Source organism: Hyphomonas beringensis (assembly GCF_000682755.1).
Taxonomy (GTDB): domain Bacteria; phylum Pseudomonadota; class Alphaproteobacteria; order Caulobacterales; family Hyphomonadaceae; genus Hyphomonas; species Hyphomonas beringensis.
In genome coordinates, this window is sequence record NZ_AWFF01000065.1 from 116,171 (window position 1) to 139,117 (window position 22,947).

Below are 22,947 nucleotides of genomic sequence, written 5' to 3' on the forward strand. Positions count from 1 at the left end.
CAAGCCGGCAAAGGATCTTGTTGCAGCTCCCTGACAAAAGGTTACATCTGCCGCACTCCCAAAAGGGAGCGGTGCAGCCTATAAGGGCCCCATGCGAGCACGTACACGGCGACTCTATACATTCGGCATTGCGGCCTTGCTGCTGGCAGCAGCGGCGGCGCTGGCATTCTTTGCCCTGCGCGAGAATGCGAACCTGTTCTACACGCCGGAAATCCTGGCTGAGAAGGGCACGCCCGATCATGGCAAGGAAGTGAAAGTCGGCGGCTGGGTAGAGCCCGGATCGCTGACCTATTCCGAAGATGGCGCAACGATGATCTTCACGGTCATCGACAACAGCCCGAACACCATCACCGTCAGCTATACCGGCATTGCACCGGACCTGTTCCGCGAAGGCCAGGGCGTCGTCGCGACCGGTACATTCCAGGCTGATGGCAGCTTCACTGCGCGCCAGATTCTGGCCAAGCATGACGAGAATTACCAACCGCGGGAACTGAAACCGCTGGAAGCGGCGGGATGATCGAACTTGGCCATCTGGCGGCCTTCCTGTCTCTGGCGCTGGCGCTGGCGCAGGGGATTTACGGCCTTATGGGGCAGCGGCGTATAGCTGGCTGGGCGGCGATGGCCGCGTTCGGCCTGATGCTGATCTCGTTCCTGACGCTGGTTATGGCCTTTGTGCGGTCTGACTTTTCCGTGGCGCTGGTGGCGCAGCATTCCCACACGCTGAAGCCGATGCTGTACAAGATCTCCGGCGCGTGGGGGAACCATGAGGGCTCCATGGCGCTGTGGTGCCTGGTGACGCTGGGCTTTGGCGCGGCGGGTGCAGTGTGGATGAAGACCGGGCGCGAAAAGCTGGAAGCGCGTACGCTGGGCATTCAGGGCCTGCTGGCCGTTGGCGCGATGAGCTATCTGCTGTTTGCGTCGTCGCCCTTCCTGCGCCTGGACCCGGCCCCGTTTCAGGGCGCGGGCCTGAACCCCCTGTTGCAGGACCCGGCGCTGAGCTTTCACCCGCCCATGCTGTATCTCGGCTATGTCGGCTATTCCTTTGTCTTTGCGCTGGCCGCGGCCGGCATGATGGAAAGCCGCATTGATGCGGTCTGGGCGCGCGAAGCGCGGCGCTGGTCTCTGGCGGCCTTTGTGCCGCTGACCATCGGCATCGCGCTCGGGTCCTACTGGGCCTATTACGAGCTCGGCTGGGGCGGCTGGTGGTTCTGGGACCCGGTGGAGAATGCCTCCCTGATGCCGTGGCTGATCGGTGCCGCGCTGCTCCATTCCGTCATCGTGACGGAGAAGCGCGAGGGCTTTTCTGCCTGGACCGCGCTGCTGGCGGTGCTGGCATTCCTGTTCTCGATCATGGGCGCCTTCCTTGTGCGCTCCGGCGTTTTGACCTCCGTGCACGCCTTTGCTGTTGATCCGGAGCGGGGGGCGATCCTGCTGTTCGGTCTCGTCCTGTATGGCGGATTTGCGCTGATCCTGTTTGCGCTCAGGGCCTACAAGCTTTCCGGGGGCAAGCCCTGGGTATTGCTCAGCCGCGAAGGTGCGCTGATGGCGAATAATATCGTGTTGATCGTGGCGACGCTGACGGTGCTGCTGGGCACATTGTTCCCGCTGATGGCGGAAGCGGCCGGCAAGACGATCTCAGTTGGCGAGCCCTATTTCCGGCTGACCTTCACGCCGATGCTGGCCGCCTTGCTGGTGATCTTGCCTGTGGTACAGGCCTGGGCGTGGGGCAAGGCGGATCTCAGCAACTGGATGAAATGGGCCGCAGGCGGCATTGCGCTGGTGCTGGTGTTCATGGCTTTGGGCGTCGGCATCTGGAGCATTTCGCTGGGCGCGGCCTTTGGCCTGGCGCTGGGCGTATGGCTGGTGTTTGGCGCGCTGTATGAACTGTCACGCCGGGCGGTGACCGTGAAACGTGTGTTCAAGATGCCGCCACGTGTCTGGGGTATGACGCTGGCGCATGTCGGTCTCGGCCTGTTCGTGATCGGCGCGGTTGTGGAGACGACGGGGCGTTATGAAACCACGGTCGCCCTGGCCGAAGGTGGCACGGGAACGGCGGCTGGCTGGACGCTGACGCTGGACGAAGTGCGCGCGATCGAAGGCCCGAACTGGTATGCAGACCGCGCGGTGCTGACGGCGGTGAAAGGCGGCACGAAAGCCGTGCTGGCCCCGATGAAACGCTACTATCCCGCCGCGCAGATGCCGACGACGGAAACGGCGATCCACAAGACCGGCACAGGCGACCTCTATATGGCGCTTGGCGAACAGCGCATTGTGGATGGTGAGCCGCGCTGGGTGTTCCGCGTCTATTTCAATCCGCTGATTGACCTTGTCTATTTCGGCGTCATCCTGATGGCGATTGGTGGCGGCTTCTGCCTGTGGCCGCGCAAGAGGACGAAAACGGCATGAGGTTTCTGGTCATCCTGTTGGCATCTGTCTTCATGATGGGCGCCGCCTGTGCAGAGGATGTGGCGCTGGACAATCCGAATGAGGAAGCCCGCGCCCAGGCCCTGATGCGTGAGCTGCGCTGTGTGGCCTGTGAGAATGAGCCGATCTCCCAGTCTTCCGCGCCGATTGCTGAAGACATGCGGGCCCGTGTGCGCGTGATGATCGAGGGCGGGGCGAGCGATACCGAAGTGCGCAACTGGTTTGAGGACCGGTATGGCGAGTTCGTACTGTTCCGTCCCAAGAGTGACAGCCTCTCCGGATGGGTGCTGTGGGGCACGCCGTTTGCCTTGCTGGTGTTTGGAGGCCTGATTGGCCTGGCCGTCGCGCGCTCGCGCAAGGCATCGGTCGAGCCGGTGAGGCCGGAAGATATCTAGCCTGAGCGTGAGGGGATCGACCCACTGTCGCCTCACCGGGGCCGCGGCCCGCAATAGGCTCTGCTAATATTTGAAAAGTTTTAGGGGTGCGATTAAACCATACGCGTATGCAAAAAGGGGACGCGTATGATCCGGATTTTTCTGACTCTTTTGGGGTTTGTGACGGCGTTTGCCGCGAGTGCACAGGCGCAGACCGTTCAGCGGGACTGGACGCCCTATGAGCAGAACAAGCAATGCATGATTTCCGAGAACTATTTCAATCCATCCCTGCAAATGGATGGAACGAAGAAATGGTTTATCGTGGATGCCTCGATCGCGACGACGATCCTGAAATGGTATATCAGTGGCGACCAGTTCCTGAACGAAATGGAGTTTCCGGCCCGTGAGCGCCTCGCGGCCTGTTTTAACGGAACGCGCGACTGCGGTCTGCCGCGCAATGACGACATCGCCCGGGATCTCGATCTCTTGGACCTTTCCGACTTGCCGGCGAACAGCGTTTCGATCGCCTATTTCAAAAACCCGCCCCCTGAAAGCGCCGTGCGCTATGCCATGGCGACGGTCGGCGACTGTTTCGGCTCTGCGGGTGATGGCGTCTATCTCGACGAGGTCGGGCTGACGGAAGCCGCGCTACCTATTGATATCTGTTATCGTGCCGGCAACGCGATGTTCTATCGCAGCAGTAGCAAGTACCGCAGTGAAGCGCCGGCCATGACCGATGCCCAGATCGCAAAGTATGGCGACTGGGGCATTCTCGCCAAAAATCTTATCGATCAGAGATTCAACAAGCCTGATGAAGAGGTCACGCAGTGCGGCGTCGCGCCAGCAGAGCTGATGCCATCCTTCATGCAATTCTATGATGACAATGGCTACGGCCTTCTGGAGGACGCGGAATACGTGGCTGCGCAGGAAGCGGAGGCTGCTGCAGCGGCGCAAGCTGCTGCCGAGAAGCAGGCGCGCGAGGATGAATATCTGCGCAAGTCCAAGCGCGAGCGCCTTCTGGCTCGCAACGACTATCAGCGCTTCGGCACGCTGGATGGCTGCCAGATCGCCTATTCCTACGTCTTTGGCGGTATCAACCGCGACAAGCTGAGTTTCATCGTCGACCCGGTGCCGGATAGCGGCATCAGCTGGGCCCTGCAATTCGAGAAGACACAGGCTGCCGGACAGGAATGCCCGGCCATGCCGCAGGAGCTGGGCGACTGGATCGCGAAACAGGATCCGAAACTGTTCGAAGCCTATGGGGCCGAGGAGGAATTCCGGAACAACAAGCCGAACGTCTGGAACGACAATGACTGGAAGGCCTTTGTCGAACGCTGGATGTGGCGCGACCAGACCTTCGCCGAGACCTATGTTCAGGGCGGGAATTGCCAGGCGGCAATCTGGTACTCCCGGAACATTGCCCATGACTGGAGCAAGTTCAGTCAGGCTGAAGAGGATTTCGTCGGCCTCGCCCGCGTCTTTGGGCGTTGGGGCGCCCCCGACAAAGCCTTATGCGCGGCTATCCCGCCGGATGTGCTGCCCTTGGCCCGCAAGACCTGGGAGCGTCATTACAATCAGGTGATGCGTGAGAAAGCCCGGCAACAGGCCGAGTGGGACGCCGCCAATCGCCGGGAAGCTGCGCGCCGCGCCGAGATCGACGCCGCCTATGATGAGCTGCTCAACTGGAAGCCGCCCTATCAGAAGCAGTCCGAATTGCGCTGCTACAATGTGGAAGAGACCAAATACGGCACGCGTCAAAGGTGCTTCAGCGACTAGGGGTGACCAAGCCACGACGGGCTCATATGAGCCTTCGCCCTAGTAGAGCCCGGCGGGCAGGAGATAATCCGCGCCCAGCCACACGATCCAGCCGCCGAGGGCGATGAAGGGCCCGAAGGCGATTGCGCTGGTGCTGTCGAATGTGCGTTTGCTGGTCAGTGACAGGATGCCGACAGCGAGCAGTCCGCATACGGAGGCAACAAGCATGATCGGAGCAAGGCCGGCCCAGCCGGTCCACATGCCGAGTGCGCCGAGCAATTTGGCGTCGCCCCGGCCGAGGCCGTCCCGGCCCCGCATCTGGCGATAGGTAATCTCTACCATTACCAGAAGCGTATAGCCCGCGAAGGCACCGATCAGATGATGGGGCCAGGCATCAGGCCGGGTCAGCCATACCATCAGCGCGCCCAGAATCAGGACGGCGAGATTTAGCGCGTCCGGTAATGTCAGCGTGCGCAGGTCAATGATGCTGAGCGCTACGAGCAGGGCGCCCAGCCCAAGGCTGAACCAGAGCAGAGGGCCATTGGGAACAAATGCAATCGCGCTGATCGCCACTATGGAGAGCAGGGCCAGGCTGGCCAGTATGAGGAGCGCATTGCGGGTCAAACGGACAGCCTTTCAGTGTCTGGAACCGCGACAGGGAAACAGCACGCCGGCAGAAAAATCAATCGATTGCAGGCCTTGGTATGCCGGCGTCGCCATCCTGTACCTTCCGTCAGCTGGGTGGGGACGACGCTAGACGTATGGCAAGACCCCCGGGCGATGTCCTGGCAGAGGACGGTGCCAGAGGGTGGCAAAAGCCGCAAAGCCCGCAAAGCAGGCCTTGGCGACGCCGGCAACTCTTTCAGGGGCTAAATCGCATGTCTGCTGGGACGAATAAACCTGTCATCTGATGCAGGAGCACCAGCAAAGCTATCGTCCGTTCCCAACCCCAGAAACATATTCTGGGGGCATGATGCGTTGGGGTAACAGAGATTACAAGATTTTTTTGGGCGGATTTCGAACAATATTTTTAACATGCGTTAAATTCTCGCAAGAGGCGAGAAGCTGGCGATGACACTGTACATCTGGTACCCTGATTTTGCCTTTCGCGTTCACATTCCGGAGAGCATACCCCCGAGACGGCCCCCCTTACTGTCTTTTAATGACCACATTCCTTGTGGCATGCTTATGCTGACCCACATTCGCTTTAACCGGCAATTTTTCAGTGACTTGGAGAGATTTATGAAGACGATAGGCATCTCGAGACAGGCCTTGGTAGCCGCGCTGTTTGGTGCAGCAGCAGTCGGCACCATGGCCGTCGCCCCGAAGGTCTTCAGCCCGGAAGCGGGCGCGCAGCCGATTACGGTGCAGGCGCCCCACAATGCCCCGCTGAGCTTTGCAGACCTGATTGAGCAGGTTGAACCTGCCGTTGTGAGTGTGAACGTCACAACCGAGCGGGAAGTTGGCCGTCTGCGCGACATGGACCAGTTTTTCGAACAATTCCGCGGAATGCCGGGCTTTGATGAATTCCTGGAACAGCGCCGCCAGGAACAGGAAGACCAGCAGGATGAGCCGGAAGTTCAGGAAGGCCGCTCGCTCGGCTCCGGCTTCTTCATCTCTCAGGATGGCTATATCGTTACCAACAACCACGTTGTTGATGGCGCCAAGGAAATTCAGGTTGTCCTGAAGGATGGCCGCGAGCTGGACGCTGAACTGGTCGGCACCGACAAGCAGACCGACCTGGCCGTTCTGCGTGTGACCGAAAAGGGCGAGTATCCTTTCGTGCACTTCGGTTCAGCTGAGACCATGCGCAAAGGCGACTGGGTCGTCGCGCTGGGCAACCCGTTCGGCCTGGGCGGCACGGCAACGGCAGGTATCCTGTCCGCTGACGGCCGCGAGATTGGCCCGGACAGCCCGTACACAGACTTCCTGCAAATTGATGCGTCCATCAACCGGGGTAACTCTGGTGGTCCGACATTTGACCTGGATGGCAATGTCATTGGTGTGAACACGGCGATCTTTTCGCCGACGGGCGGTTCTGTCGGAATTGGTTTTGCCATTCCGGCAGAGCTCGCCGATGAAATCACGCAGGCGATCATCAAGGACGGCAAGGTATCCCGCGGCTGGCTGGGTGTTTCCATCCAGGATCTGACCGAGGACATGGCCGAAGCCCAGGGCATCAAGAATGCCGAAGGCGCGATCATTGCCGATGTGACCAATGGCAGCCCGGCAGAAAAAGGCGGCCTGGAGCGCGGCGACATCATCCTGTCTGTCAACGACAAGAAAGTGACGGACGCGACCTCCACAACCCGTGTTGTCGGGTCTTTGATCGCGAATACGTCGAACAAGTTCGAGATCATTCGTGGCGGCAAGCCGAAGACACTTAAGGTGACTGTGGGTGAGCGTCCGGAAGATCCGTATGCCCGCACCGTCCCGGCCTCTTCCAGTGCGCCAGCTGACAAGCCGGAGAAGGGTACGACCGTCAAGGATGTCGGCGCGACGTTCGAGCAGATGGATGACGAGCTTCGCAGCCGTCTTGGCCTGCGCAGCGGTGAAAGCGGTCTGGTCGTCACGCATGTCGACAAGGGCGGCGTGATGGACAAGGCGGGCCTGGCGGAAGGCATGGTGATCCTTGAGGTCAACAACAAGCCTGCTGCATCTGTGGATGATTTCCGCAAGGCCATCGCCGATGCCCGCAAATCTGATCGTACAAAAGTGTTGATCGCCATCCGTGTTGGTCAGATCACGAACTACCGTACGATTGACCTTTCAGATGCTAGCTAGGAGAGCAGAATGCTGGATACGGTTCAGGAAGACACCATGCGCGTTCTGGTAATCGAAGACGATCTGGAAATGGCCAGCTTCATCGAGAAGGTTCTCGTTGAGGCGGGTCACCAGGTGGACATGGCCACGGATGGCGAGCGTGGGCTCGCCATGGCGCGGGCGTCGGAATTCGACGCCCTCGTGGTCGACCGGATGCTGCCGGAAAAGGATGGCCTGACGCTGGTCAAGGAATACCGGGAAGCTGGCGGTCAGACGCCGACCCTGTTCCTGTCCGCGCTTGGCGATGTCCAGAACCGTGTTCAGGGCCTGAAGGCCGGGGCGGATGACTATCTGGCCAAGCCGTTTGCGCCGTCCGAGCTGGCCGCGCGGGTCGAAGCGCTGGGCCGCCGTGTGCCGACCGAGCAGCAGGTTACCGTGCTGAAGGCAGGCGACCTGGAAATGAATCTGCTGACCCGCAAGGTGACGCGGGCCGGGCAGAAGATTGATCTCCAGCCGCGCGAATTCCGCTTGCTGGAATATCTCATGCGCCATGCCGGGCAGGTGGTGACGCGCACCATGCTGCTGGAGAAAGTCTGGGATTATAATTTCGACCCCCAGACCAATGTGATCGATGTTCACATCTCTCGCCTTCGTGCGAAGATCGACAAGGAATTTGAAGAACCCCTGCTGCACACAGTACGCGGTGCCGGCTATCGGCTGCAGGGCTAGACGCGGATGCAGACGACTGGCACGTAGCGAGGCATGAAACTCGCCCTGCCGACTTTTCTGCGAACGACGACGTTCAAACTGGCGCTGATCTACAGCGCCATGTTTGCGGCGTTTTCGGCTGCGCTGCTGGTCTATCTGTATTACTCGACCGTCTACTACATCCGTGCCGAAAGCGAGCGGCGGATGGATCTGGAATTCGAGCAGCTGGGCAATGCCTACTATACCGGCGGCATGGAGCGGCTGAGCCAGTCTGTGCTGGAACGCATGACACGCACGGGCTCGACCTATTTCTACTATCTTGAAGATGCATCCGGCCGAAAGATTGCCGGGCACTTTGGCCGGTTGCCCGCTGCACCGCCGCAGTCTGATGTGGTGCAGACGGTGTATTTCACCTTCGAACAGAAAGAGCCGGACGGGACAATTGTGGAGCGCCCGGCGGCGGGCCGAATCGTGCGGTTGACGAATAATGGCGGCGCCTTGCTGGTCGCGTTCGACACCGCGCAGCAGACCGCGATTGTTGGCCGTATTCAGCGGGCGATCTTTATTGCCGCGCCGATTGGTCTTGTCCTGTCTCTGCTGGGCGGTATCCTGATCTCTCGCGGCGCGGCGCGGCGGGCCGACGAACTGGCGCGAACGGCGGAGGCCGTGATGGGCGGAGAGCTGGGGCGGCGCGCGCCGGTACGCGGCTCTGGCGACGAGTTTGACCGGCTGGCCTCCCGCCTCAATGCCATGCTGGACCAGATCGAGAAGCTGGTGGAATCCACGCGACATACAGGCAATGCGATTGCGCACGATCTGCGCTCGCCCCTGTCACGCCTGCGCAACCGGCTGGAGATTGCGCTGTCAGAGCCGATGTCCAAGGAAAGCGCTGAGGCGACTTTGGGCGAGACGGTGGAAGAGGTGGACCGCGTGCTGGGCACGTTCAACGCCATTCTGCGCCTCGCGCGACTGGAGGCCGGAGCCGAGGGCGAACGCGTGCGCATGGATGTGTCCGGCCTTGGTGAAGAACTGGCCGAACTGTTCGATCCGGCCTGCGAGGAAGCGGGCCTCAGCTTCAAGAGTAATATCAGCCGTAATATGATGGTGCTGGCTGACCGGGATCTGGTGGGCCAGGCACTTTCGAACCTGCTGGACAATGCCGTGAAGTATACACCGGAGGGCGGCGCGATCTCTTTCAGTATCGCACGCGGGCCGAACAATACGGTCGATATGATGGTCGTGGATTCCGGGCCGGGTGTGCCGGAAGAGGCGCGGGCGCGCGTGGTACAGCGCTTCCAGCGGATGGATTCGGCGCGGACACAGCCAGGCTCCGGTCTTGGGCTGGCACTGGTCGATTCCGTGGCCGATATGCATGGGGGGGATTTTATCCTGACAGACGCGGGCGGGCCGCCTGAAGCCCCCGGGCTGAAAGCCATCCTGCGCCTGCCAAGGGTTTAGACGTATGCTGACTATCAAGCCGATTGCTGAAACGCCGGAGCGGGTGCTGGGAGAGGCGCTGGACGCCGCGCCCTATCTGCGCCGCCTGAAAGAGCGCGGAATTTCCGGAAGCTGGCAAGAGGCGCTGGCAGATGTGAAGGCTATTCCGGAGGGCACGCCCGAAGACGAGGCCATGCAAATCATGCGCCGGGCAAAGGCGCAGACGCATTTGTCGCTCGCCTCGGAAGACCTCTCCGGCGCTTTGGGCGTGATGGACGTGACACGGGCCCTGACTGAGTTTGCCGGGGCGAGCGTTGATGCCGCCCTGCGGACGGCGCTTTCCAAACGCGGTCTGAAAAATCAGGGCATGTTTGCCGTCGCGCTCGGCAAGATGGGCGCGTATGAGCTGAACTATTCCAGCGATATCGATATTGTCGTCATGTATGACCCCGAGGTGTTCGACGGCGGCGACAAGGGCCCCGCAGAGACAGCTCAGCGCGTCGCGCGCGATCTGGTGCGTTTGATGGAAGAGGTGACCGGAGACGGATATGTGTTTCGCACAGATCTCCGCCTGCGCCCGGACCCATCTTCAACGCCGTTGGCCGTCTCTACACGGATGGCGGATGTCTATTATGAGAGCGTTGGTCAGAACTGGGAGCGCATGGTCTGGATCAAGGCGCGCGTTGCGGCGGGCGATCTGGCATGCGGGGCGAAGTTCCTGAAAGTGATCGAGCCGTTCGTGTGGCGGCGTAATCTGGACTATTGGGCGATTGGCGATATTCAGGCCATCAAGCGCATGATCAATAGCAAGGCGGGCAGTGCCGGGCTGGAGAATGTCGCCCCCGACGTGAAGCTGGGGCCGGGTGGCATTCGGGAGATTGAGTTCTTCGCCCAGACGCAGCAGCTGATCCTGGGCGGGCGTCAGCCACAGCTGCGTGACAACACAACGCTGGGCGCGCTGAAGGCGCTGACCGAGGCAGGCGTGGTGCAGCCGGACACGGCTGAAAATCTGGAAACGGCCTATCTGGCGCTGCGCAATCTGGAGCACCGCGTCCAGATGCGGCGGGACGAGCAGACCCACACCGTGCCGGCAGATGAGGGTGACCGCGCCGATGTTGCCCGGCTGTGCGGCTATGAGGATCTGGCGAGCTTTGACCGCGACCTGCTGGAAACCCGCCGCATGGTGCAGGCAGCCTATGATGATCTCTTCGCGCATGAGGATCGCGCCCTGCACGACAATCCGCTGGGCAATTTGGTCTTTACCGGCGTGGATGATGATCCGGGTACGATAGACACACTGGCAGGCCTGGGGTTCAGTGATCCAAGCGCAGCCATCAATACGATCCGCAACTGGCATAGAGGGCGCGTTCCGGCGACCCGCACGCCGCGAGGCCGCGAATTGCTGACGGCGTTGTTGCCGGGCATGTTGATGGCGATGGGCAAGGTGGGCGAGACGGATGAGGCGTTCCGCTGGTTCTCCCGCTTCTTTGAAGGGCTGACCTCCGGCGTGCAGACGCTGGCCATGTTGCTGGCCGAGCCGGAACTGCTGGATGATCTTGTCGCGACATTGGCCCTGGCGCCTCGCCTGGCGGAAATCCTGTCGCGCAGGCCGGATCTGCTGGAGGCGCTGGTCAGCCGTCAGGAGCCGATGCGGCCGATCATCACCGATGACATGTCATTTGATACAGCGCTGGATGTCTGGCGACGGTATCATCGTGAACGGAGCTTCCTGACCGGGCACCGCCTGTTGCACGGCCTGATCGATGCGCAGGATGCAGCGGGCTATTGGTCCGAACTGGCGGATGAAACGATCCGCGAAATGGCCGCCGCAGCGGAGCGTGAGACGGCTGGCCGGTATGGTCCGCCGCCAGGGCGCTGGGGCATTTTCGCCATGGGTAAGCTGGGCGGTCGGGAACTGACGGCGGGGTCTGATCTGGACATCATCGTTATTTACGATGCGGACCCGCTGGAAGCGCAGACCTGGTACACACGGTTCACGCAGCGCCTGATCACGGCGCTGACTGCCCCGACAGCGGAAGGTGAACTCTATGAGGTCGACATGCGGCTGCGTCCCTCTGGCCGGGCGGGGCCCGTGGCGGTCAGCCTGCCAGCCTTTGAGCGCTATCAGAACCAGGACGCCTGGACCTGGGAGCATATGGCGCTGACGCGGTTGCGCCCTGTGGCCGGGGATGCTGGTCTCAGCCAGTCCATCATGGACATTGCGCATGAGGCCATTGTGAGCCGCGCGAAGACAGATGACGGCAAGATTTCCGCCGACATCACCGAGATGCGTCAACGCCTCTATCGCGAAAAACCTGGCAAGGGGCTCTGGGATCTCAAGACGGCAGAAGGCGCGTTGATCGATGCGGAGTTCATCGTGCAGCAGGACATGCTGCTGGCGGGTGATCCTGATGTGATCATTCCCAACATACGCGATGCGATTGCCCAAGCCTCTTTGGCGCCAGCCGATCGGCAGAAGCTGGGCGAAGGCGTGAAGCTGATGCAGTCCCTTCAGCAGGTGCAGCGGCTGGCCCTGGGCAGCGATATCCAGGCCGACAATTTGCCCGAAGGCCTGAAGGACAGGCTGTGCCGCGCAGCCGGGGCAGAAAATTTTGCAAAGCTTGAAGAAGAATTATCTTCAATGAAATCAGGCGTTCATGCGCTGGCAGTGGAAAAATTGCATCTGGGAGCGACGGATTCCTGAGGGCCCGGGCGTTCAACACGCGATGGGTACAACACTGAACAGGAATTATTCTCTCATGAAACGTATTACCCTTGCGACCGTATCCCTTGGCGCCATTGCCGCTATTGCTTTGCCTCTGGCAGCCAATGCCGGACCGCGTGGTCATGGCGACCATCATCGTGGCATGATGAAGGCCTATATGGCCGAGATCGACGCCAACGGAGATGGCGATATTACCACCGAAGAAGTCGAAACTTTCCGTGCGGCCAAGTTCGCCGAAATCGACACCAATGCTGACGGCGAAGTCTCCCCGGCAGAGATGACGGCCCATCACGAGGCAGAGCGCGCCAAGCGCCGCGCCGAGCGTGAAGCCCGCATGTTTGCGAAAATGGACACCGATGGCGACGGCGTGATCAGCGTCGAGGAATTCAACAGTCGCCAGATGCCAGGCTTTGAAAAGGCTGACACGGATGGTGACGGTGTGGTCACCGCAGAAGAGCGTGACGCCATGAAAGCCAAGATGAAAGAGCGCTGGAGCAAGAAAAAGGCTGGACCGAAACCCGAATAATCCCTCCCAAGGGACGGGCCGGATGGACACGCATGTTAAAGCACATACAAGCGCAACATGATCTCGCCCTTTCGGCCCGTTTTCGGTTAGGCTCTGCTTCGTGGCTTTTTCATCCGACCTTGACCAGATCACCCGGGCGGCGGCAGGCGATCCTGCGGCCGTTTCGGCTCTGGTGGACAGATATAGCGGCGGCGTACTGGCGGTTGCCACGCGCATGCTGGGCGATGTTCAGGAGGCGGAAGACGTGACACAGGAAACATTCCTGCGCGCGTGGAAGGCCCTGCCGGACTGGCAGCCGCGAGCGAAGTTTTCCACCTGGTTGCACAGGGTGGCGCTGAACCTCTGCTATGACCGGCTGAGGAAGCGACGCGAAGTAACGATGGAACACCTGCCGGAAAGAACGGATCCGGCGCTGAACCCGGCAGAAGAGCTGGAACAGAAACAAAGAGTGCGCGCGGTTGAGGCAGCCATTATTGCCCTGCCAGAGCGTCAGGCAGCCGCCTTGACCTTGTGCGCCCTGCAAGGCCACTCTCAGGCAGAGGCTGCAGAGATTATGGAAGTCAGCGTGGACGCGCTGGAGAGCCTGCTGGCCCGCGCCCGACGCGGATTGAGGGCCAGCCTGATGGAAAGGACCGGGTCATGAGTGCACGGAACATCACTGCAGAACGTTTGCTCGCGCTGATCGAGACGTACGGCGCAGATGTCGACGCCTACCCGGAAGATGAACGCGACAGTGCCCGCGCGCTGTTGACGGCTGAGCCGCAGACTTTTGCCGCCGCGGTGGAAGAGGCCCGCAGTCTGGACATGCTGCTGCAGGCTGTGCCGGCCGTGGATACGCCAGCAGATTTGCGCGCGCGCCTGATAGACAGTGCACCGAAACCGGCAAAGGCGGCGGGCCGCAGATGGCGCCTGCCGGTATGGATTCCGGCCGGGGCGATTGCGTCGCTGTCGCTGGGCCTCTTTGCCGGGATGAGCGTTGCCCAAACCTCCACACCTGCTCAGGAAGATCAGGCGCAGCAACTGGTCTATGCCGCGCTTGGTTTTGATACCTATTCCATGGACCTTGAAGATGAGGCCCCGCAATGACCGAGCCAGTTTCTTCCCCGCGCCGTATTCCGTTCTGGCTGACCATCTCATTGCTGGGCAACATGATGTTGCTGGGGCTGGTGGGCGGCATGGTGCTGCAAAAGCGCGGGCCCGGTGATGAGCCACCGCCCGGACCTCCGGGAAAGGAAAGGCCGCTGTCTGAAGAAGACCGCAAGGCCTTCTATATGCTTTTGAAGGAATCCTACCGCTCGACCAAGCCGGAACGCAAAGCCCGGGATGAGGTGCGCAGCCAGTTGGCCGATGTGCTGACCCGGCAACCTTTCGATCGGCCTGCTGCAGAGGAGGCTTTCCGCAAGCTGCGCGCGTCTGATGAGCGTGTGCATGCTGCGGCGCATGAGGCCATGATTGACCGGCTGGAGGCCATGGACCCGGAAAAGCGGGCCATGATGGCCGAGCGTCTGGCACGCGGGCCGGAGCGCCACCGCCACAAGGACTGAGCCTGTGGGGCTTTCCTTCCCTGCGCATACACGACAATATGCGCGCGAAAAGGGAGAGAGGCGATGAAGGAATACTCCGATTATGACGCGATGGGCCTGGCGGAACTTGTCAGGACGCGTCAGGTATCCGCGAGTGAGTTGCTGGATGAAGCCGTGCAGCGGGCAGAGGCCGTGCAGGGCGATCTGAATTGCTTCTCGGTGCTCTACCCCGATCTTGCGAAGCAGCAACTGTCAAAGGGAGACCAGACTGGCCCCTTCGCTGGCGTGCCCTTCGTGACGAAGGATCTGGCCGTTGCGGTGAAAGACGCGCCCCTCACCAATGGATCGGTCAGCTGGAAGGGACATATTGCCAGCCAAGACTCCACGCTCACCCAGCGCTACCGGGATGCGGGCCTTGTGTTCTTTGGCCAGACGACCAGCCCCGAATTCGGCCTGACAACCACCACCGAGTCCACGCTCTATGGCCAGACCCGAAACCCCTGGGATGTGACCCGCACATCCGGTGGATCTTCTGGCGGGGCCTCTGCGGCGGTCGCGGCGGGTGTGTTGCCCATGGCGCAGGCCAGCGATGGCGGCGGGTCTATCCGCATTCCTGCGGCCTGTTGCGGCCTGTTCGGCATGAAGCCGTCACGCGGGCGCATTCCGATGGGACCAGGGCGCACAGAGAACTGGAACGGCCTCTCCACGGTACATGCCCTCAGCCGCAGCGTGCGCGACAATGCGGCCCTTATGGACGCAACGCATGGACCGGAGACCGGCAATCGCTATCAGGCGCCCAAGCCGGCCCGGCCTTTTCTGGAAGAGGTATCGCGCGATCCGAAGTCGCTGAAGATTGCGCTGTGGAGCACCGCGCCGAATGGCACCCAGCCTGATGAGGATGCGGCGGCCGGACTGGCCGCGACGGCAAAACTGCTGGAAGACCTTGGCCATACGGTGGTTGAGGCCTCTCCGAAGATTGATGGGGAAGCCATCAGCAAGGCAGCCCTGTTCACGATCTCCGCCAATATTGCCGCCATGATAGATGATCGTGCCGAGATCACCGGGCGCCAGCCCGAGGAGGGTGAGCTGGAGCCGATTACGCTGGCCATGTCCACGCTCGGGCGCACTGTGCCGATGGTGGAACTGGCCAAGGCCAATAATCTGTTCAACGAGAATGCCATCACGTTTGAGACATTCCTGAATGAGGGCGGATATGATCTGATCCTGACGCCAACCCTGTCACGGACGCCGGAACAGCTGGGTGTGATGGCCCTGACGGCCAATCCGGAATCGATGGGTGCTGCCGTGGCGAGCTTTTCGCCACATTGTCCATTCTTCAATCAGATCGGGGCGCCGGCCATGTCTGTCCCGCTGCACTGGACGCCGCCAAGTGAGGAAGCCCCGCAAGGCCTGCCAATCGGGATGATGTTTGGCGGACGTTATGGTAGCGAGGCCCTACTGTACTCTCTGGCCGGACAATTGGAGCGTGCACAGCCTTGGGCGCATCGACGTCCACCTGTGTGGGCAGGATAGCCTTAAAATTTTCAACTTTTACAGCCATTGATGTCTTCCGTGCCAGCATGTCAGAATGCTGAAAGATCAATTGTGTAGGGGAAATATGGGATGATCAGACCTCTCTTTTGCGCGGTGGCGGCTTTTGCAATGGCGGTTCCTGCACTTGCCTGGCCAATTGCACCGGAAAATGCCGGCAAGGTTTTGACCAGTGCCGGCAGCGAGAACGTGGAAGTCACTTGGTTGGACGATGATGTTGCGCGCGTGGACGCAAAGCAGGACGAGTATTACTACTCTGTGCGGCTGATGGATTGTGATGAGTCGAAAATGTGCGCTTCGGCCATGTTCTTTGCGACATTCACGATGGCAGGATCACCCGATCTTGCGATGTATGAGCAGACCAATCTCTATAATGACAGTTACCCGTTCGGGCGCGCCTTCATCCTGCCGAGCGAGAATGGCGAAAGCTATAGCATTGGTGTGGATTACGGGCTTGATCTGCAGAACGAGCATAATTTTGACGTCGAAGACCTGAAGATGTTTGAAGATATCCTCTCCTCCTATGCGGTGCATATGTCTGAAGAGAACTGATATGACAGAAACTAGCTGGCGCCCCGGCGGGTGCCATTGCGGGGCAGTACGCTACGAGGTGAAACTGCCCCACGCTTTTGAAGTTGAGGATTGCAACTGCTCCATCTGCGCGATGAGCGGCAATATCCATGTCATCGTGCCAGGAATGAATTTCCGCCTTCTTCAGGGGGCGGATAAATTGTCTGAGTACACGTTCAATACGGGCGGGGCGAAGCATCGCTTTTGCAGTGTCTGCGGCGTGAAGAGCTTCTATGTGCCGAGGTCAAACCAGGATGGCTATGCCGTAACCTGGCGGTGCCTGGACTATTGGCAGGATTTCGATGTGACCATCAATCGTTTCGATGGTCAGAATTGGGAAGCGAATGCGGGCGCACTGGCGCATAAGTCAAAAGCCCCGGCGCCCTAGTCTTCGCCGCCCAGCGTGCGGTGCATATCTTCATCGGACCAGCCGAAATGGTGGCCAAGCTCGTGGATGAAGACGTGCTCCACCATCTCGGTAATTGTGGCATCCTCCCGCACGGCCCACTCCATCAGCATCGGCATGCGGTAGAGATAGATCAGCGGGCGGTTCATGGAAGGGTAGGTCACGCTTTCATGCGTTAGCGGAACCCCAACATAAAGACCGCTGAGGCCAAGGGCGTTAGGGATCTTCATGTCGCGCAGGATGGCCTCTTCGGCATAGTCCGACACGATGATGCGGATGTCGCCTGCAGCATCGCGCATATGCTTTGGCAGGCGCTCAAGGCAGGCGGTTGCGATGTCCAGCATCGCGTCTGCTGTCGGGGCAGTTTCGTCCAGAACGCTCATGCGAGGGTGACGGCTGTTCCAGAGACAGCGACCATCATCATGGAGCCGTTCTGGCCGATGACCGTGTAATCGAATTTCAGGCCAACAACCGCGTCCGCGCCGAGTTTTGTGGCTTCCTCCACCATCTCCGCCAGCGCATCGTCTCGCGTTTCGCGCAGCGTGCTCTCATAGGCATTGGAGCGACCGCCAACGATATTGGTGAAGCTGGCGAGAATGTCTTTCCCGATATGTGCGCCAATCACAATCTCTCCGCAGACAATGCCGAGATATTTCGAGATTTCATGCCCTTGAAGGGTCGGTGTGGTGGAGATGATCATGGTAGGCGCGCTCCTTATCGAATAACAATATATAGATGGGAGGCTCTGCTACCGTTTCAAGTGGCTTTTTCAAAGACGAGCGCAGTCCACTCAACGCCGCGTGCCTTGTTTTCTGCCATGATGGAAGTCTTGCGGATGTGGCTGATAGATTGGAGCCCATGAGCAGCGGCCAGGGCGATGGTTTCCTCGCCGGTCACATCGAACATGCGCCGGCCGTCCGGGATGGGGCCGTGACGCAAACTCATGAAGAGCCGGGCGCCTGGAGCCAGCAGCGTGGAAATGCGCTCCATTCCTGTGGCTCTCTCATCTTTGGTCAGGTGCATCCAGACGGCATTCATCATCACCATGCCGAACACCTCTTCACGTGCGCGCGTATTGGTAAGGTCCGGCAGGATGTCTTCCAGCCATGTGATCTCAGGTTCCGGATGAAGCTTTGCCGCCCGCAGGCGCAGGGCCGCGACAGGTTCCACCGCCAGCACGGTGTGGCCAAGCGAGGCGAACCAGGCCGCGTCACGCCCGGTGCCTGCGCCGATGTCCAGCGTGCGGACCGGTGGCTCAGGAAACAGATGTCGCCAGTGCGCATGCGTTTCGGACGCCGCCCGCGCTTCATAGCGCACGAACAGATCGTCTGCCTCTTCGGCATATCCGGAAGTTGAGGTTAGCTCGGCCATGCGGACGCTTTCTGCTTTTAGTCTGTCGTTTGAGTGCAAGACTTGACCCAGGCGTTCGGAGCAGCCCTCTTGTAAGCGTCCGGGCTTAACTCGATGAAGCTCATACTTTTATAGCTCCAGATATAGATCCGACAATCCTTCAGGGCGGCAGCATGCGGATGGGTTTTGAACGGTTCAAGTGCGCGATGATAGGACCATAGCACGGAGTGCTGAGTAGAGGCGTCAGCATCGAATTTCGCGATTGCAACGCGCCTTGCAACCTCAAGACTGACGGTCAGCATAAGCCAGGTAACAATCACGAATATTGATACGAAGGCAGGAGCAGAAAATTTCCAATTCATTCCCCGCCTTCTCGCGAGTTTGATGGAAATATATGCTGCGGTGATGCCTAGTATAGTGGCAAGGCTTGCATACGCTTTCGCCAGGCTCTCGTCATTGCTCATAAGCCAGAGAAAACCTAATGCTGGCAAAAAGGTGTTTCTAAATAAGCCTGCGCTTAGCAAGAAGAAAATGATGATGGCTGCAGCGATTGATGCTGCGCCACCGATAATCTCATACAGAATCCGCAATTCACCCTCCAAAGGTCGACTCAACGCCACTTTAAGGGTGAATTCGGATTCAGTTTGTAAACTTCAGGGAGATTCTGTGTTACTCCGCCGCCGTTTTCGCGCCGTCGTCGTCACCGTTCAGCACTTCCAGCATCTTGATGGCGCTGTCGGCGATGACAGTGCCGGGCGGGAAGATGGCGGTAGCGCCGGAGGCGTAGAGCGCATCGAAATCCTGCGGGGGGATCACGCCGCCCACAATGATTTGCGTGTGCGCGGCGCCTTCATTGCCCAGCGCGCGTTTCAGCTCCGGCACCAGGGTCAGGTGTCCGGCCGCGAGCGAGGAGGCGGCGACAATGTCCACACCGGCTTTGCGGGCATCGGCCGCGGCCTCTTCCGGCGTCTGGAAGAGCGGGCCGATCTCGACATCCCAGCCCAGATCCATCAGCGCTGAGGCGACGACCTTCTGGCCACGGTCGTGCCCGTCCTGGCCCATCTTGGCGATGTAAATCTTGGGGCGGCGCCCGGCTTTCTTCTCGAATGCCTGGGCGAGGGAGACGGCCTGTTCAGCCTTGTCATTGCCCTTCACGCCGCCGCCATAGACGCCCTTGATGGAGCGGATAACGGCGCTGTGGCGGCCTTGGCTGCGTTCGACGGCTTCGGAGATTTCGCCAACGGTCGCCTTGGCGCGCGCTGCGTCCACGGCCAGCGAAAGGAGGTTGCCTTGCGTGCCAGCGGCGGCCTCGGCAATCGCGTCCAGCTTGGCAGTGACTTCGGCCTCATCCCGCTCTGACTTTAGGCGGGCGAGCTTGTCCAGCTGCATGCGGCGCACGGCGGCATTGTCAACCTTCAGCACAGGGACATCTTCTTCTTCGTCCAGCAGGAATTTGTTGACGCCGACAACGGTCTGCGTGCCGCTATCGATGCGCGCCTGCGTATTGGCGGCGGCTTCCTCGATACGTAGCTTCGGCACGCCTTCCTCGATGGCCTTGCGCATGCCGCCCAGCTTTTCGACTTCCTCAATATGGGCGAGGGCCTTTGTGGCCAGGTCATGCGTCAGACGCTCGACATAATAGGAGCCGCCCCACATGTCGATCGTCTGGCAAGCGCCGGCTTCCTGTTGCAGGAAGAGCTGCGTGTTCCGGCTGATACGGGCGGAAAAGTCTGTCGGCAGGGCGAGGGCTTCGTCGAAGCTGTTGGTGTGCAGCGATTGCGTCTGCCCGCCGGTCGCGGCGATGGCCTCAAGACAGGTGCGGATGACGTTGTTGTAAACATCCTGCGCGGTGAGGGACCAGCCGGATGTTTGCGAGTGTGTCCGTAGGCTGAGGGATTTCGGGTTCTTCGGATTGAACTCTTCCTTCACCAGCTTCGCCCAGAGCAGGCGCGCCGCGCGCATCTTTGCAACTTCCATGAACGTGTTCATGCCGATAGCCCAGAAGAAGGAGAGGCGCGGCGCAAACGCGTCCACATCCAGCCCTGCATCCACACCGGCGCGGATGTATTCGATGCCATCTGCCAGCGTGTAGGCGAGTTCCAAATCTGCCGTCGCGCCCGCTTCCTGCATGTGATAGCCGGAAATGGAGATCGAGTTGAATTTCGGCATGTTCTGCGACGTATAGGCGAAGATGTCAGAAATGATCCGCATCGACGGTTTGGGCGGATAGATATAGGTGTTCCGCACCATGAACTCTTTGAGGATATCGTTCTGGATCGTCCCGGCCAGTTTCTCCGGTCCTACGCCCTGTTCCTCAGCCGCCACGATATAGAGCGCCAGGATCGGCAGAACCGCGCCGTTCATCGTCATGGAGACGGACATCTTGTCCAGCGGGATGCCGGAAAAGAGGGTGCGCATGTCGAGAATGGAGTCGATGGCCACACCGGCCATGCCGACATCGCCCGAGACGCGGACGTGATCGGAATCATAGCCGCGGTGCGTGGCCAGGTCGAACGCGACCGAGAGGCCTTTCTGCCCAGCGGCCAGATTGCGGCGATAGAAGGCATTGGAGTCTTCAGCCGTTGAGAAACCCGCATACTGACGAACTGTCCAGGGTTGGTTCGTGTACATGGTCGGATAGGGGCCGCGGCCAAAGGGCGGCAGGCCCGGATAATCGTCCAGATAGTCCAGATTATCACGGTCATCGGCCATGTAGGCCGATTTCACATCGACGCTTTCCGGCGTTTCCCATGGCTCGCCCAGATCAGGCGATTTTGCCTTGGCGTGCGGGCTGCCGAGATCAATCTTGGTGAAGTCAGGAAATTTGCTCATTACTTCACTCCCAGTTCTGCGTGGGCAAGTTTTAGCGTGTGCAGCACATCGCAGCCCATGAAGATGTTTGTGTCGATGCCTTCGCCTTCGAATTTTCCGGCGAGCCAGACATGCAAAGCGCCAGCGGCTTTCAGGGCATTGGCTGTTTCGGCGGCCTCATTCTCATACCGGGCGTCTGCGCCGCAGATGCAGGCGAGCTTGCTGCCTGAGGCCTTGAAGGCCGCGACGGCTTCTGCAGCCGATTGTGGCGGCACGGGCGGCTGCGTCGCTTCCAGTCCGCCAGCGGCGAACAAGTTGCGGGCAAAGTCCGCACGGGCATTGTGCTCCGCCAGCGGACCAAGTGTCGCCAGGAAAATGGTCGGCGTCTTGGCGGCAGAGGCGGCCGCATCGCGCAGGGCTTCATATTCGCCGGCCAGTCGGATCGGCTCCAGCGGCGCGCAAGTGACGTCGTCCTCGGCAGGCGGCATTTCCTTCTGGACGAAATGCTTGAAGCCTTCATCTGACATGCTGCCCTGCGGCGTAACGGACACCTCTTCGGCCACAGGCGCGGTGATCTCGTCGAGCAGCGGGAATTCGCTGATACCCGTGATCGGCACTTTGCGCTTGGCGATGGCCTTGGCGCGCTCTGTGCGGGTGGCTGCAACGCGGTCCTGGAAGGCACCAGAGATGAGAGAGGCTGCGAAACCGCCCTCATGCTCAATGGCTTGGAATTCCTTCCAGGCGGCTTCGGCCAGATTGTCTGCAAAGGTCTCGGTGAACCATGCGCCGCCGGTTGGATCTGCCACGCGGCCCAGCTGGCTTTCTTCCATGGCGATAATTTGTGTGTTGCGCGCGATACGGCGACCAAGCTCTTCCGGAATGCCGAGGGCTTCGTTGAACGGGCGGATCGTCACGATGTCTGCGCCGCCGACGGCTGCGGCAAAGGCCGCGCCCGTGTTGCGCAACATGTTGGTCCAGGCATCATACCGCGTCAGCATCCGCGCAGAGCTTGTCGCGTGCAGACGCATCGGCACAGCGTCCTGGTCCATTGCATCCAGGCAGCGGGCCCATAGGCGGCGAGCGGCGCGCAGTTTGGCAACGCCGAGCCCGTAATTGGAATCCAGTGCCAGCGCGAAACTCATGCGTGGGATCACTGTGGAAATGTCCATGCGATGGTCGAGGCGGCGCAGCGTGTCGACAGCGCTGGCGATCAGGGCCGCGAGCTCTTGTGCTTCAGAGCCGCCAGCCTCGTGCACCATCCTGGCATCAATGCGCAAAAGACCCGCATTCAGATAGGCCTTGCCCAGCTGCTCCAGCGTTTCCGCAAGTCGCGCAAAGGACGGGTTCAGCCCGCCTTCCAGCGTGCCTGTGCGGGCAAGATTGCCGAGCGGGTCCATGTTGAAGTCGAGCTTCAGATTTCGGGAATCGGCCTGGCTTTGCCCCCACAGGGCCAGCAGCGTCGCGGCTTGCGCCCCAGTGTCTGCAGCATGGTCGAGGGCGATGGTGGCGATGTCTGCGCGCACGTCATCCAGCGCGGCTTTCAACTCGTTCAGCGTGGTGATCTGAATGCCGTCGCGGCCTGTCGAGTCCAGTTTCAGCTCAATCGACATCACGCCGCGTTCAAGATCGCGCAGGATTTCCTCATTCGTCACATGGGGGGACGGATGCGTGAAAGTCTGGCGGATATCCCAGGGCATGAATTTGTCCGGCGCAGCGGTCGGGCCGCGCAGATAGGGCGCTTCGCCCGGTGTGCCGAGCGGATCGGAGGCCGAAGGAAAGTCACTCTCGCGATAGAGGGGGTGGATCTCCAGCCCGTCTGCGGTCTTGCGCGTGATCGAATCAATACCGCGGCCTTTAAGGGCCTTTTCGACGCTCGCGAGCCAATCGGCCTCGGTCGCATCGGGGAAGCTGCTGCTCAGGGAAAGGATGTCATCTGCCATGAGCCGGCATTTATGCTGAACAGATAGGGTTTGTGAACTCTTTCCGATGCGTCAGGGGCGAAAGGTCGCTTGACTGAGACAGCA

General features: G+C 60.4%; 22 protein-coding genes. 15 read left to right on the forward strand and 7 right to left on the reverse strand.

Translation table 11 applies throughout. The features are described from left to right. Positions 1-91 precede the first annotated feature (91 nt). The 4 genes from HY29_RS14925 (at position 92) to HY29_RS14940 (ending at position 4,574) form a co-directional block, all read left to right on the forward strand. Entirely contained in the window at positions 92-517 is a 426-nt protein-coding gene (locus HY29_RS14925) for a cytochrome c maturation protein CcmE (RefSeq protein ID WP_034798316.1), read from the forward strand. Beyond that, positions 514-2,406, forward strand: a complete 1,893-nt coding sequence (locus HY29_RS14930) for a heme lyase CcmF/NrfE family subunit (protein WP_034798319.1) — start codon at positions 514-516, stop codon at positions 2,404-2,406. Before HY29_RS14925 ends, HY29_RS14930 begins: the two co-directional genes overlap by 4 nt. Further along, the gene (locus tag HY29_RS14935; RefSeq protein WP_034798321.1) at positions 2,403-2,819 is read left to right on the forward strand and encodes a cytochrome c-type biogenesis protein; all 417 of its coding nucleotides are present in this window, start codon (positions 2,403-2,405) and stop codon (positions 2,817-2,819) included. The genes HY29_RS14930 and HY29_RS14935 overlap by 4 nt, the downstream gene beginning before the upstream one ends. A gap of 126 nt (positions 2,820-2,945) precedes the next feature. Continuing rightward, entirely contained in the window at positions 2,946-4,574 is a 1,629-nt protein-coding gene (locus HY29_RS14940) for a hypothetical protein (RefSeq protein ID WP_034798323.1), read from the forward strand. A 39-nt stretch (positions 4,575-4,613) separates the two neighbouring features. Here the strand turns inward: HY29_RS14940 and HY29_RS14945 are convergent, their stop codons facing one another. Beyond that, positions 4,614-5,177 (reverse strand): prepilin peptidase, encoded by a 564-nt coding sequence (locus HY29_RS14945; protein WP_051601583.1) that lies wholly within the window; start codon positions 5,175-5,177, stop codon positions 4,614-4,616. A gap of 618 nt (positions 5,178-5,795) precedes the next feature. On the opposite strand from HY29_RS14945, the gene HY29_RS14950 reads away from it, so the two are divergent. The 11 genes from HY29_RS14950 to HY29_RS15000 all read left to right on the forward strand — a co-directional run bounded on the left by HY29_RS14950 (position 5,796) and on the right by HY29_RS15000 (position 16,744). Continuing rightward, the gene (locus tag HY29_RS14950; RefSeq protein ID WP_034798325.1) at positions 5,796-7,337 is read left to right on the forward strand and encodes a Do family serine endopeptidase; all 1,542 of its coding nucleotides are present in this window, start codon (positions 5,796-5,798) and stop codon (positions 7,335-7,337) included. 36 nt (positions 7,338-7,373) lie between these two features. After that, on the forward strand, positions 7,374-8,045 hold the full coding sequence (locus HY29_RS14955) for a response regulator transcription factor (protein ID WP_034798462.1): 672 nt from the start codon (positions 7,374-7,376) through the stop codon (positions 8,043-8,045). Between the two features lie 33 nt (positions 8,046-8,078). Next, positions 8,079-9,482 carry a sensor histidine kinase gene (locus HY29_RS14960; protein ID WP_034798327.1) on the forward strand — a complete coding sequence of 468 codons (1,404 nt, stop codon included), beginning with the start codon at positions 8,079-8,081 and terminating at the stop codon, positions 9,480-9,482. Between the two features lie 4 nt (positions 9,483-9,486). Continuing rightward, positions 9,487-12,165 carry a bifunctional [glutamine synthetase] adenylyltransferase/[glutamine synthetase]-adenylyl-L-tyrosine phosphorylase gene (locus tag HY29_RS14965; protein WP_034798329.1) on the forward strand — a complete coding sequence of 893 codons (2,679 nt, stop codon included), beginning with the start codon at positions 9,487-9,489 and terminating at the stop codon, positions 12,163-12,165. A gap of 55 nt (positions 12,166-12,220) precedes the next feature. Continuing rightward, positions 12,221-12,712, forward strand: a complete 492-nt coding sequence (locus HY29_RS14970) for an EF-hand domain-containing protein (protein ID WP_051601584.1) — start codon at positions 12,221-12,223, stop codon at positions 12,710-12,712. 100 nt (positions 12,713-12,812) lie between these two features. Continuing rightward, on the forward strand, positions 12,813-13,355 hold the full coding sequence (locus HY29_RS14975) for an RNA polymerase sigma factor (RefSeq protein ID WP_034798332.1): 543 nt from the start codon (positions 12,813-12,815) through the stop codon (positions 13,353-13,355). Further along, positions 13,352-13,798 carry a hypothetical protein gene (locus tag HY29_RS18635; protein WP_051601586.1) on the forward strand — a complete coding sequence of 149 codons (447 nt, stop codon included), beginning with the start codon at positions 13,352-13,354 and terminating at the stop codon, positions 13,796-13,798. Before HY29_RS14975 ends, HY29_RS18635 begins: the two co-directional genes overlap by 4 nt. Then, the gene (locus HY29_RS14985; protein WP_034798334.1) at positions 13,795-14,256 is read left to right on the forward strand and encodes a periplasmic heavy metal sensor; all 462 of its coding nucleotides are present in this window, start codon (positions 13,795-13,797) and stop codon (positions 14,254-14,256) included. Before HY29_RS18635 ends, HY29_RS14985 begins: the two co-directional genes overlap by 4 nt. A gap of 63 nt (positions 14,257-14,319) precedes the next feature. Then, complete coding sequence (locus HY29_RS14990) at positions 14,320-15,768, forward strand: amidase (protein ID WP_034798336.1); 1,449 nt, start codon at positions 14,320-14,322, stop codon at positions 15,766-15,768. Between the two features lie 90 nt (positions 15,769-15,858). Beyond that, positions 15,859-16,338, forward strand: a complete 480-nt coding sequence (locus tag HY29_RS14995; protein WP_034798338.1) for a YbjN domain-containing protein — start codon at positions 15,859-15,861, stop codon at positions 16,336-16,338. A gap of 1 nt (position 16,339) precedes the next feature. Beyond that, positions 16,340-16,744 (forward strand): GFA family protein, encoded by a 405-nt coding sequence (locus HY29_RS15000; RefSeq protein WP_034798340.1) that lies wholly within the window; start codon positions 16,340-16,342, stop codon positions 16,742-16,744. On the opposite strand, the gene HY29_RS15005 is transcribed toward HY29_RS15000, so the two are convergent. The 6 genes from HY29_RS15005 to HY29_RS15030 all read right to left on the reverse strand — a co-directional run bounded on the left by HY29_RS15005 (position 16,741) and on the right by HY29_RS15030 (position 22,863). Continuing rightward, positions 16,741-17,145 carry a metallopeptidase family protein gene (locus HY29_RS15005; protein WP_034798342.1) on the reverse strand — a complete coding sequence of 135 codons (405 nt, stop codon included), beginning with the start codon at positions 17,143-17,145 and terminating at the stop codon, positions 16,741-16,743. The two genes, HY29_RS15000 and HY29_RS15005, sit on opposite strands and share 4 nt — an antisense overlap. Beyond that, on the reverse strand, positions 17,142-17,462 hold the full coding sequence (locus HY29_RS15010) for a YbjQ family protein (RefSeq protein WP_034798344.1): 321 nt from the start codon (positions 17,460-17,462) through the stop codon (positions 17,142-17,144). The genes HY29_RS15005 and HY29_RS15010 overlap by 4 nt, the downstream gene beginning before the upstream one ends. A gap of 56 nt (positions 17,463-17,518) precedes the next feature. Then, the gene (locus HY29_RS15015) at positions 17,519-18,133 is read right to left on the reverse strand and encodes a class I SAM-dependent methyltransferase (protein WP_034798347.1); all 615 of its coding nucleotides are present in this window, start codon (positions 18,131-18,133) and stop codon (positions 17,519-17,521) included. 17 nt (positions 18,134-18,150) lie between these two features. Beyond that, on the reverse strand, positions 18,151-18,702 hold the full coding sequence (locus HY29_RS15020) for a hypothetical protein (protein ID WP_155838371.1): 552 nt from the start codon (positions 18,700-18,702) through the stop codon (positions 18,151-18,153). Between the two features lie 79 nt (positions 18,703-18,781). Next, on the reverse strand, positions 18,782-20,944 hold the full coding sequence (scpA, locus tag HY29_RS15025) for a methylmalonyl-CoA mutase (RefSeq protein WP_034798350.1): 2,163 nt from the start codon (positions 20,942-20,944) through the stop codon (positions 18,782-18,784). After that, positions 20,944-22,863, reverse strand: coding sequence for a methylmalonyl-CoA mutase family protein (locus tag HY29_RS15030; protein ID WP_034798352.1), 1,920 nt, complete (start codon positions 22,861-22,863; stop codon positions 20,944-20,946). The genes scpA and HY29_RS15030 overlap by 1 nt, the downstream gene beginning before the upstream one ends. Between the last annotated feature and the right edge of the window lie 84 nt (positions 22,864-22,947).